The sequence below is a fragment of the Yeguia hominis genome, assembly GCF_014384705.1.
GTDB lineage: Bacteria > Bacillota > Clostridia > Oscillospirales > Acutalibacteraceae > Yeguia > Yeguia hominis.
This window is the reverse complement of record NZ_JACRSN010000021.1, coordinates 44281-54733: the sequence shown is the minus strand read 5'-3', so window position 1 is coordinate 54733 and position 10453 is coordinate 44281. Positions and strand designations below refer to the sequence as shown.

The window sequence follows — 10453 nt, the reverse complement described above, 5'->3', positions numbered from 1 at the left end:
AAATGAAGCAACGATACGGAAGGATATACGTGAGCAAGAGACGCACGATCAGATGATGGATAAAATCACAACAAAGGAATTGGAAGACCCTTTTAAGGGGCTGGCCAAGTAATCAGTCCACAATGGCTTGAACGAAGTGAAAGCCAGCGCCTAAAAGGCGCTGGCTGTATTAAGCCCTTATAGGGCTTTGTCAAGCCACCCCTTAGAGGGGTGGTCTTGACTTTTTGGGTTTGCGGAAAGGAATCCGGTCGGCAATGGAATATTGAGCCTTTCCGGCGTTTGTGCGGCGTTTAAATGATTGCAGATGTTACGCTGAAAATGTGCAGCGCATAGCTTTATTCGTATTGCGCGCGCGGACCGCCAATGTATTTGGGGCGTGTGTATGCGCAGAGGAGAATGGCCTGACCGATTTGCTTTTTTGAAATCCGCAGCGGAACGGCAACGTCTTTCAAATGCATTCCGATCATGGTGCCGCCGATATCCATACCTGCCTGTGCACGAATATGCTCAACAGCGACTGGCTGGCGCAGACTCCGGTAGGTAACGGTTGCAAAGGAACCGCCGGCTTTTGGCTGCGGAACCACCATCACCGGTTCGTAACCAAACGCTTCCGCGGCTTCTTTTTCCAGAATCAATGCGCGGTTTAAGTGCTCACAGCATTGTGCGGCAAGATAAATTCCATGCTCGCAAAGCACCGGATAGATTCCGTCAAATGCAGCCTTTGCTGTTTCACAGCTGGAGTTTTTTCCAATCCGGCCGCCGACCATCTCCGAAGAAGAACAGCCGACAACAAAGAGCGAACCGGCCTTTAACGGTGCAGCTTCGAGAATTTCCCGAACGGCGTCAGCCGCTTCCATTGTGATTTGTTCCAACATGTGAAAGCCTTCTTTCTTTAGTTGCTTTGTGCCGTAAACCGTGTTTTGAAGAAACTCGTTCTGCTAAGTGCAATGAGAACAACTTCTGAAATGACAATTCCGGCAACAGCCTGCACCAAATTGCTGGTGACACCCTCAACGGCGGCAAAGCCTTTTCCCATCAAGAGTGCGGAATAAAGGAAATAGCCCACCACCATAACGGCTTCTCCGAGAAGCGCCGCAATAAGGAATGGCAGTTTTGAAGTAGGATGCTTTTGAAGCAGCGTGCGTCCCACCAGCGCGGCACAAAGTGCAACGAGTGCTTTGATTACCAGCGTGCCGGGTGCGTAGAGCATGTATCCGGTGATTAAATCGGCCGCCATGGACCCGATTCCGGCAGCGGCAGCGCCCCATACCGGCCCCAGCAAAAATCCACAGAGCAAAACAACGGCGTCGCCCAGATGAATATAGCCGCCGAGTGGGGAGGGAATCTGGATGACAATCGTGGCCACCGTACATAGCGCAGCCAGAACGCCGGAGAGTGCCAGATTTCGAATTTGTTCAGATTTCATGAAAAAGGACCTCGCTTTTTTTACGGCGCAGATTACAGTCGAAAATAAGGCCGCTACGATTTAAATTTGGAGAACCGCCGCTTTTTTCAGCAAACTGCATCTGGAAAGCGGCGTGTGCTCCGGATAAAATTCCGGGTAAAACGGAAGTCGAACGTATTATAGCACAACGATCGATAAAAGTAAACGGACGGGAATATCCCGTCCGAAAATCCAGCAAATCGAATTTAAGCATTGACAAGAGAAGGCTCCAATGTGGATACTTCTAACAATGGTTTGCTGCCCTTTGGTACAGAAAACCGGATTGCACCGGGCACCGTGGAAATTTTGGCCTGTGCTGCACGAAAGATTTCACCGTCTGCGCAGATATCCAGCATCTCGCCTTCTTTTGGGGAAATTGTCAGCGCCGGGCATCGGTCGCATTCTACATATTGTTTGCCAAGCGGCGTATCTGCATAGGTGCCGCTCCGGTAATTTCCAACGAGACGAAGGAATTTCATACGGCTTAATTTATGCGCTAGACAGACTTCCAATAAGCCGTCATTTAAGATGGCGTTCGGTGCGCTTTTAAAGCCGCCTCCGCAAAAGCTGCCGTTTGCAATCGCGATCAGAAGCTGCTCGCCGCTGCAGATTTTTCCATTTTGGTAGTCGATTGTCAGGTGAAGGCCGAATTTTTGCATCAGCACCACGACAACACCGACAATGTAAGCCATAAAGCCGGTCAGAAAAGGCTTTTTCTTTAGACGGGCGGCTTCTGCAACAACAGAACAGTCAAAGCCAATATTGATCATGTTGATAGCATACCGGTCGTTGCAGTGAATCAGGTCCATGGGAATCACACTGCCGGCAATTTGTGCCTGTAAATCAGAAAAGCATTCCGGATTTGTAAAGCTCCGGATAAAATCGTTCCCGGTTCCAGTCGGAATACAGGCGACTTCCGCGTTTGCGAATCCGGCCGCACCGTTGACGACCTCGTTGAGCGTCCCGTCTCCGCCGCATGCGTAAAACCGGACAGCTTCGCCTTTTTGACAGGTGTTCCGAACAAATTGTGCAGCATCAGACGCAGAGGCTGTGACATAACACGTCGCCTGGAGCCCGAGTTCCGCGGCAATTTTTTCAATTGCAGGCCGCAGTGAGGCTTCCGCATTTCGGCTTCCGGCTGCGGGATTGATAACGAAAATGTGATGCATGGTGGAACACCCTCCGGTAAAAATTCTTCTATCTCAGAATAACAGGAAATGCGGGATTTTGCAAGAAAATGCAGGGGTTTCAGAGAAAATTCGGCATGAAAATTGATTTTTTGTCCGAAAAGCCGTATACTGAGGATAAACTGGAGAATGCAGGTCGATATTTCGCCTCGTTTTAGAAAAAACAATCGTTTTAGAAAAAACAATTTAGAAAGGCTGTGGCAGAATGATCGGACTCATCGGCGCAATGGAGATGGAAATCAGCGGCCTTGTCGCCTGTATGGAACAAACGCAGACCGAATCCGTGAGCGGAATCTTATTTTATATCGGAACCATTGAGGGGATGCCCTGTGTGGTTGCAAAATGCGGCGCCGGCAAGGTGAATGCGGCGATCTGTGCAGAAGCCATGATTTTAAAATATGCACCGGAAGCGGTCATCAATTTAGGCGTTGCGGGCGGCGTTGGCGCAGAAGTTAAAATCGGTGACGCTGTGATTGCTGATGCAGTCGTGCAGCACGATTTGGATACCACGGCCCTCGGAGAAGAACGGGGCTTTATTTCCGGGCTGGATACCGTCTATTTAAAGCCGGATTCATTGCTCAACCGTGCGCTGCAGGAGGCTGCCGAAACGGTTTATCCCGCGCGCGTCCATGTTGGTGTCATCGCAACAGGCGACCAGTTTATTGCAGGCGGAGACGCCCTGCATGCCATCGCGCAGGCCTTCCATGCACAGGCCTGTGAAATGGAGGGCGGCAGCATCGGGCACGTTTGCGCGATGAATCAGGTGCCGTTTGCAGTATTTCGTGCAATTTCAGACCAGGCCGATCATCACGCGGATCTGGATTTCCCGCAGTTTGCGCGGGAAGCATCTGCGCGTTCCAGCCGGCTGATTTGTACGTTCCTGAAAAATTGGAAGAACGCATAACCGCAGAACAGAAACAGGAGTGGGGCAGAGTGGAATTTTACGATATCTCAAGAGATTTGTTGTCCGCAGAGCCGTATCCGGGAGACCCAAAGCCGTATCTCGAACGAATCCGCAGTATGGAGGCGGGGGAAGACTACACGCTTTCTGCATTTTATGCCTGCTGTCACAGCGGTACGCATGCAGATGCGCCCAGCCACTATATCCTGGGCGGAAAAGATATCTCGGAACTTTCTTTGGACCATTGCTTCGGGCCGTGTACGCTTTTGACTGCCAGCGGTGTTTTGACCGGAGCACATATGGATCAGATTTTGCCCTATTGTGAAAAGCGAGTGTTGTTTCGTGGAGAAGGCAAGGCGTTTTTGACGCCGAGCGCTGCCTTTGCGCTATGCGATGCCGGTGTCCTTCTGGTTGGAACAGATGCGTGTTCGATTGCATCTCCGGACGCTGAAGAGGAAACCCATCGGGAATTTTTAGAGCGCGAAACCGTGATCTTAGAAGGGCTTTGCCTGGACGGCGTGCCGGACGGCCGATATCTGCTCGCTGCATTTCCCATAAAAATACACGGCGCGGAAGGTTCCCCTGTGCGCGCCGTGCTGATTAAAAGTGATAATACCGAATGACTGCGGTAACTTTTCCTAAAACGGTTGTCCTGTCCGAAATGATCGGATCGTAGGCGGGGTTTTCCGGCTGTAAGCGGATTGTCCCGCCTTTTTCTAAAAAATACCGCTTTACAGTTGCTTCATCATCGATGAGCGCAACCACAATATCGCCGTTGTTGGCGGTTTCGGATTTTTTGGCAATGACATAATCACCGTTTAAAATTCCGGCATCCCGCATGCTTTCCCCTTCGACAAGGAGCGCAAACAGGTTGTCCGGATTTTGCCCTTCTGCGGCGTATGGAATGCTCCCCAGCACTTCCTCTACTGCAAGAATCGGCATTCCTGCGGTGATTTTTCCGATGATCGGAACCTGCGCAATGGGCGGCGCACCTTTTAAGGAAATCGAACGGTTGAGTCCGGCTTCGCGTTCGATGTATCCGGCTTCTTCCAGCGCACACAGATGCGCATGAACCGTGGAGGTGGACTTTAACCCGGTTGCAGCGCAGATTTCCCGAACGCTTGGCGGAATTCCGTACTGTGCCCGTTCTTTCAGAAAAAGATAAATCCTTTTTTGACTTTCCGTTAACTGCTTCATAACGCAACCTCCTTTCTGCGTTTAGTATAGCATACTTTACACAAAGATGCAAACATTTGTTTGAAAAAAATTTGGCAAAGAGCATCTTCTTTTTTTACAGAAAATCAATTATAAATTCATGGAAAATTCACAGGTAATTTACAAACTGCCCGTGCAATTTGTATATAATAAACTTGTATTCAGACGATGGAGCCGCACCATACGAGAATACATGTTCTACCCTCCTCAATATACCCCTCGAGTTAAAGAAAAAGAACCGGACAAGTTGTCCGGTTCTTTTTCTTGTTCCATGGCATATTCTACGCAATTTGTGGCCAGAATAACACCAGAATAACAGCGGAGGTGCCATAGAATGAGCGATTTACATTATAAAAAAAACAAAAAGAAGTCCGGCGGAAAAGGCTTTTATATTGCACTCGGTATTTGCCTGATTGCAGTCGGCGCAGCAGCCTGGATGACGTATGATAACGTTGCGCAATACACCAAAATGCCGGAAGCAAGCGCAGAATCTTCCTCAGCTATAGAAACGGAAAATACACTGAGTGGAATTCCAAAGACACCGGAGTCAACCCCGACCCCGACTCCCAATCATGATGCCGATCTTACAATTGAGCCGGAAAGCTCTGATCCTTCGGAAGCGCCGGAATCTTCAGAGCCGCAACAGGAGGCAGTATCCGAACCGGATACCGGAGAGGCCGGCCTCATGTTTTCAGGTGCAGAGGAACAGCAGTTTATTTCTCCGGCCGGAAATACGGTTTTAAAAGCATTTAGCGGCGAAGAACTGGTCTATTCGGAAACCATGAAGGATTGGCGGGTTCATACCGGAATGGATTTGGCTGCAACAGCGGGCGACACGGTGCATTCTATCGGAAACGGTGTTGTGAAGGAATGGTATTCCGATGAAATGTACGGAAATGTTGCGGTGATTTCGTATGATGATCTGGATGTCTATTATTGCGGTCTGGGGGATACGGCGCTTGTCAAAGAGGGGCAGAATGTTGTAATTGGACAGGATATCGGCTCTATTGGCACAATGCCCTGTGAATCCATTGAACCAGCGCATTTGCATATCGGATTTCAGAAAAACGGGGAATGGATCGATCCGGCCGATCTGCTTCCCGGATAACCCATAATCTTGCCCTCGTCCAGAAATCGCTTAGGGGCAAACGGGCCTTGCCGGAAACGGCGGCCCAGATCCATAATGAAAATGTCATTCAATACAAATCCTCCTCTTGTAAATAGAGGGGGATTTGTGTTATAATTACAAATAACACGTGTGTCATATCCGTAAGAAAAACATAAAAATATTTTTCGATCGGCAAATTTAGATAAGAAAAACGGCCTACATACATAATAGAGAAAGGAGCAAAAAATGGACGTAAAAAGAATAATCAACGAGATGACGTTGGAAGAAAAAGCAGGAATGTGTTCGGGAAAAGACTCATGGAGACTGAAATCCGTGGAACGGTTAGGTGTGCCGGAGGTGATGGTGAGCGACGGCCCGCACGGGCTGCGCAAACAAATGGAAAAAGGGGATCACCTGGGGATGAATGACAGCATCCGCGCGGTGTGCTTCCCGACGGCATGCGCAACGGCGTGTTCGTTTGACCGGGAATTGCTGCATCGGCTGGGCGAGGCAATCGGAGAAGAATGCCAGGCGGAAAATGTGTCGGTGATTCTCGGACCGGCGGTGAATATCAAGCGTTCACCGCTGTGCGGCCGAAACTTTGAGTATTTTTCAGAGGATCCGTATCTGGCGTCGGAAATGGCGAAAAGCCATATTTGCGGCGTGCAGTCGAAGCATGTGGGAACCTCTATTAAGCATTTTGCAGCGAATAACCAGGAATACCGGAGAATGTCGTGTTCCTCCGAAATGGACGAACGAACCCTGCGGGAAATCTATCTGGCAGCGTTTGAGAGCGCAATCAAAGAAGCAAAGCCGTGGACGGTGATGTGCTCCTACAACCGAATCAACGGCGAATATGCGTCGGAGAGTCACCGCCTGCTGACGGAAATTCTGCGGGAGGAATGGGGCTTTGACGGGTATGTGATGTCGGACTGGGGCGCGGTAGCAGATCGCGTCACAGGCCTGAAAGCAGGGCTTGATCTGGAGATGCCGGCCAGCGGAGGCCTGACGGATGCAGAGATTGTAGAGGCAGTCCGAAATGGAAGCCTGGAAGAATCGGTGCTGGATCAGGCGGTGGAGCGAATCCTAAAAAAGATTGCGGCATATGCCGAAAACCGGCAAAAAGCAGAGTTTGCATTTGAGCGGCATCATGAACTGGCGCGGGAAATCGAGACAGAATCCGCTGTACTGCTGCGCAATGAAGACGGGATCCTGCCGCTGAAAGAAGACGCAAAGGCAGTTTTCATCGGTCTGTTTGCCAAAGAGCCGCGGTATCAGGGCGGCGGAAGCTCACATATCAATTCGTACCGGACGGGAAGCGCGTTGGAAGCAAAACCCGGTGTACGGTATGCACAGGGATATACGCTCGAAGATCAGCCGAACGAGGCGCTGTTGGCAGAAGCGGTGCAGGCGGCAAAAGAATCGGAAGTAGCGGTAATTTTCGCCGGTCTGCCGGATGCATTTGAATCGGAAGGCTATGACCGGAGCCATATGCGGATGCCGGAAAACCAGAATGAACTGATCCGGCGCGTAGCGGAAGTCCAGCCGAATACGGTCGTCGTGCTGCACAACGGCTCACCGATCGAGATTCCGTGGGAAAACGACGTCAAGGCGATTTTGGAAATGTATCTGGGAGGCCAGGCAGTCGGAGAAGCAGCGGTCGCCCTGCTGTACGGAAAAGCAAATCCGAGCGGCAAGCTGGCGGAAACGTTTCCGATGCGTTTGGAAGACAACCCATCCTACCTCAATTTCCCGGGTGATGGAAAAACAGTCACATACGCAGAAGGATTGTTTGTGGGCTATCGGTATTATGATGCGAAAAAGATGGCCGTCCGATACCCATTTGGGCACGGCCTTTCTTACACGACGTTTACATATCGGGATCTCAAACTGAGCCGAAAAACCATACAGGATACGGACACGCTGACCGTGACACTGCAGGTGAAAAACACGGGGAAGATGGCGGGCAAAGAGATTGTCCAGCTGTACGTGGCGGATCATACGAAAACAGCAGTCCGGCCGGAAAAAGAGCTGCGGAACTTCGTGAAGGTAGCGTTGGAGCCGGGCGAGGAGAAGACCATTGAAATGACGCTCACGAAGCGTGCGTTTGCGTGGTATGATCCGGAGCGGAAAGACTGGTATGCGTCGAGCGGAGAATATGAGATTCTGGTAGGAAGCTCATCGGCAAAGATTCTACTGCGCGAATGTGTGGAAATCACGGCAAGCCGGGCGCCGTCGCTGCGGATTGACAGCAACACGCCGATCGGAGACCTGCTGAAGGATCCGGCCCTCGCGCCGATCATTGCGGAATATCAGAAAAAGATTGCGGAAGCCTTCGGACAATCGGATTCGGAGGCATCGAAAGAAGCGATATCGGAGGAAATGACCTATCAGATGATTGTAAACCTTCCGCTGCGGTCGCTGCGGAGCTTCTTGCAGTTGCAGCCCGGTGAGTTGGAAGCGCTGGTAAAGCGTCTGCAGGAGGCAAGAAAAGAGGCCTGAAGCGTGCGTTTTTGCAACCGGTGACGGAAAATCTCTTCATAATGAAACGATGAAAGCCTTTGCAGCATCCGAACGTTTGGTGCCGGAACCGGTGGATATTGCGGCCTGCAGTAAATTTGATGATGAGAAATGAAATCCAAAGAAGAGGTCCCCAGCCAGCACCATTTCGGTGCTGGCTGGGGACCTTTATGGGGGAATTTACACAAGAAAGGATTCTTGTTTTGCGAAAAAAGATTGACAGAAATTTTCAAAGATAATAAATTCAAAACAAAATAGCAATGTGTTCAAGAGAATATTTAAATAAAATCGCCAAAGTCTCGAAAAAAACGAAGAAAGAACTTCCATACCACGTCCGTTTTATACCGTTATGTCGGAAAATGAAACCGTACAGACGAATTAAAAAAAGATAAACAAATCGGAATTTTGAAAAAATAAAATGTACCCAATATCGGGTCGATAAAATGACGTTTTCCCAAACGTTACGGATAATCGAAAGCGCTATCCGCTTTTTGGCGGTTCATGAGGCTGCGCTTTATAAAAAATAGTGTAATGCCGATAGAGGGAAACAATAAAACGGGAAGGCGGTTTTGAATTCGAATTTTCATCAGGATGGGCAATCGAAGAGAATGATGCTTCAACTTCAATTTATGATAAGAATCTTTTTTCTCTATCAGATGAGAGGTTTGAAAGAAATCTGAATGATGTAAGCGGAAAAATAAGACGCATTTCACTTGCTGTAAACTTTGGACTTGGAAAAGAGATCTTTTGTTTTCCGCGGCAAAACGAACATGAGATTCAAAATATTTTCCCGTCAATCCTAGGCGTTCTAAAACAACATCACAAAATGCTTTTTATTCCAACAAGCCAAAAAGCAATTGGAAAAAACTTTCGCAGCATTTCGTTTGGTTTAAGCAGGGGTAATTGAGTACAAGTGAAAAATTGATCAACAAAAAATCAAACACATAACAACATAGAAAGAAATGACGCAAATATAAAAGCGTTTGCGTTTACTTGAAATAAAATAGCAAAATACATTCATATGAAATATACATTGACAGACGAGGTATATTGTGATACTATATAACTTGAAGGGGGATGGTTCCATGTCCATTGCATCGGATCTCATCCGTGGACACACGGATACGATCATTTTAGCGCACCTGATGCGCGGAGACAGCTATGGGTATCAAATCAATAAAGCGATCCGGCAGAAAACGGAAAATCAGTATGAACTGAAAGAGGCGACGCTTTACACCGCTTTTCGGCGTTTGGAGGAGCTGGGATATATTTCTTCCTATTGGGGAAATGAGACAACCGGCGCACGAAGGCGATATTATTCCATCACCGAATACGGAAGAGAGTGCTACAAGCGTCTGCGTGCAGACTGGGATGATGCCAAACGAATTATCGACCAATTAACCAGCGGGGAGGAGTAAGCATGTACGAACGACTGCGAACCTATATGGATGATCTTTTTTCAGAAGCACCCAATACCAGAAAAACAGCAGAATTAAAAGAAGAAATGCTGCAAAATCTGTATGACAAGTACCAAGACCTCCTTGCCGAAGGCAAGACAGAAGAAACGGCTTTTAACCTGGCAGTTGCCAGCGTGGGCGATATTAGCGGACTGCTTTCGGATTTGGAATCGGAGGGCAGCGGCAGACCAAATTCAGAAATCGAAAAGAGCCGCCGGCGGTCAGCACTGCTGGTTTCTATTGCAGTAATGCTTTATATTCTCTCAGTCATTCCGTGCATCTTGTTTGAGGATACGCTCATCGGGATTGTCCTGATGTTTATCATGATTGCGGTTGCAACCGGCCTGATTATTTATAACGGAATGACCAAAGAGAAATATATCCGTGCAGATGATACGGTTGTAGAAGAATTTCGGGAATGGAAAGCAGCCAATGCTTCGCGAAGGCGATCCATGAATGCGATTAACAGCGCAATCTGGTCGCTTACGGTTGCTGTATATTTGGTTGTCAGCTTTCTGACCTCTGCGTGGCAGATTACCTGGATCATTTTTTTGATCGGTACCGCGGTAACAGGTATGGTCAAGGCAATCTTTGATCTTGGAGGAAAGAGGTGATCGCGAT

The 10453-nt window shown here is 48.8% G+C and carries 11 protein-coding genes and 1 pseudogene; 7 read left to right on the top strand and 5 right to left on the bottom strand.

The genetic code is table 11. The annotated features are described in order from the left end of the window. A pseudogene (locus tag IAG03_RS12215) lies at positions 1-112 on the top strand (IS200/IS605 family transposase); the annotation flags it as partial. Between the two features lie 223 nt (positions 113-335). Here IAG03_RS12215 and IAG03_RS12210 read toward each other — a convergent pair. The 4 genes from IAG03_RS12210 to IAG03_RS12195 are packed head-to-tail and all read right to left on the bottom strand — an operon-like array spanning position 336 to position 2613. Further along, entirely contained in the window at positions 336-875 is a 540-nt protein-coding gene (locus IAG03_RS12210; RefSeq protein ID WP_249320314.1) for a TIGR01440 family protein, read from the bottom strand. Between the two features lie 17 nt (positions 876-892). Beyond that, positions 893-1426 carry an ECF transporter S component gene (locus tag IAG03_RS12205; protein ID WP_249320313.1) on the bottom strand — a complete coding sequence of 178 codons (534 nt, stop codon included), beginning with the start codon at positions 1424-1426 and terminating at the stop codon, positions 893-895. Beyond that, positions 1416-1658: a hypothetical protein gene (locus tag IAG03_RS12200; RefSeq protein ID WP_249320312.1), complete on the bottom strand. Its 243-nt coding sequence runs from the start codon at positions 1656-1658 to the stop codon at positions 1416-1418. The genes IAG03_RS12205 and IAG03_RS12200 overlap by 11 nt, the downstream gene beginning before the upstream one ends. Further along, complete coding sequence (locus IAG03_RS12195; protein WP_249320311.1) at positions 1651-2613, bottom strand: diacylglycerol/lipid kinase family protein; 963 nt, start codon at positions 2611-2613, stop codon at positions 1651-1653. Before IAG03_RS12195 ends, IAG03_RS12200 begins: the two co-directional genes overlap by 8 nt. 223 nt (positions 2614-2836) lie before the next feature. Between IAG03_RS12195 and IAG03_RS12190 the strand changes: the two genes are divergently transcribed. Both IAG03_RS12190 and IAG03_RS12185 read left to right on the top strand, forming a co-directional pair. Then, positions 2837-3535, top strand: a complete 699-nt coding sequence (locus tag IAG03_RS12190) for a 5'-methylthioadenosine/adenosylhomocysteine nucleosidase (protein WP_249320310.1) — start codon at positions 2837-2839, stop codon at positions 3533-3535. Between the two features lie 29 nt (positions 3536-3564). Continuing rightward, positions 3565-4155 carry a cyclase family protein gene (locus IAG03_RS12185; protein ID WP_249320309.1) on the top strand — a complete coding sequence of 197 codons (591 nt, stop codon included), beginning with the start codon at positions 3565-3567 and terminating at the stop codon, positions 4153-4155. Here IAG03_RS12185 and lexA read toward each other — a convergent pair. Further along, on the bottom strand, positions 4133-4729 hold the full coding sequence (lexA, locus tag IAG03_RS12180) for a transcriptional repressor LexA (RefSeq protein ID WP_249320308.1): 597 nt from the start codon (positions 4727-4729) through the stop codon (positions 4133-4135). The two genes, IAG03_RS12185 and lexA, sit on opposite strands and share 23 nt — an antisense overlap. A 352-nt stretch (positions 4730-5081) precedes the next feature. On the opposite strand from lexA, the gene IAG03_RS12175 reads away from it, so the two are divergent. The 4 genes from IAG03_RS12175 to IAG03_RS12160 all read left to right on the top strand — a co-directional run bounded on the left by IAG03_RS12175 (position 5082) and on the right by IAG03_RS12160 (position 10446). Then, complete coding sequence (locus tag IAG03_RS12175) at positions 5082-5855, top strand: M23 family metallopeptidase (protein WP_249320307.1); 774 nt, start codon at positions 5082-5084, stop codon at positions 5853-5855. Between the two features lie 246 nt (positions 5856-6101). Further along, the gene (locus IAG03_RS12170) at positions 6102-8357 is read left to right on the top strand and encodes a glycoside hydrolase family 3 C-terminal domain-containing protein (protein ID WP_249320306.1); all 2256 of its coding nucleotides are present in this window, start codon (positions 6102-6104) and stop codon (positions 8355-8357) included. A gap of 1103 nt (positions 8358-9460) precedes the next feature. Continuing rightward, positions 9461-9793, top strand: coding sequence for a PadR family transcriptional regulator (locus tag IAG03_RS12165; RefSeq protein ID WP_249320305.1), 333 nt, complete (start codon positions 9461-9463; stop codon positions 9791-9793). A 2-nt stretch (positions 9794-9795) separates the two neighbouring features. Beyond that, complete coding sequence (locus IAG03_RS12160) at positions 9796-10446, top strand: permease prefix domain 1-containing protein (RefSeq protein WP_249320304.1); 651 nt, start codon at positions 9796-9798, stop codon at positions 10444-10446. Positions 10447-10453 lie beyond the last annotated feature (7 nt).

What these genes read in the sequence shown, in the direction of transcription:
- IAG03_RS12210 (WP_249320314.1), bottom strand. Translation starts at nt 875, where the DNA reads ATGTTGGAACAAATCACAATGGAAGCGGCTGACGCCGTTCGGGAAATT.
- IAG03_RS12205 (WP_249320313.1), bottom strand. Translation starts at nt 1,426, where the DNA reads ATGAAATCTGAACAAATTCGAAATCTGGCACTCTCCGGCGTTCTGGCT.
- IAG03_RS12200 (WP_249320312.1), bottom strand. Translation starts at nt 1,658, where the DNA reads ATGCTTAAATTCGATTTGCTGGATTTTCGGACGGGATATTCCCGTCCG.
- IAG03_RS12195 (WP_249320311.1), bottom strand. Translation starts at nt 2,613, where the DNA reads ATGCATCACATTTTCGTTATCAATCCCGCAGCCGGAAGCCGAAATGCG.
- IAG03_RS12190 (WP_249320310.1), top strand. Translation starts at nt 2,837, where the DNA reads ATGATCGGACTCATCGGCGCAATGGAGATGGAAATCAGCGGCCTTGTC.
- lexA (WP_249320308.1), bottom strand. Translation starts at nt 4,729, where the DNA reads ATGAAGCAGTTAACGGAAAGTCAAAAAAGGATTTATCTTTTTCTGAAA.
- IAG03_RS12175 (WP_249320307.1), top strand. Translation starts at nt 5,082, where the DNA reads ATGAGCGATTTACATTATAAAAAAAACAAAAAGAAGTCCGGCGGAAAA.
- IAG03_RS12170 (WP_249320306.1), top strand. Translation starts at nt 6,102, where the DNA reads ATGGACGTAAAAAGAATAATCAACGAGATGACGTTGGAAGAAAAAGCA.
- IAG03_RS12165 (WP_249320305.1), top strand. Translation starts at nt 9,461, where the DNA reads ATGTCCATTGCATCGGATCTCATCCGTGGACACACGGATACGATCATT.
- IAG03_RS12160 (WP_249320304.1), top strand. Translation starts at nt 9,796, where the DNA reads ATGTACGAACGACTGCGAACCTATATGGATGATCTTTTTTCAGAAGCA.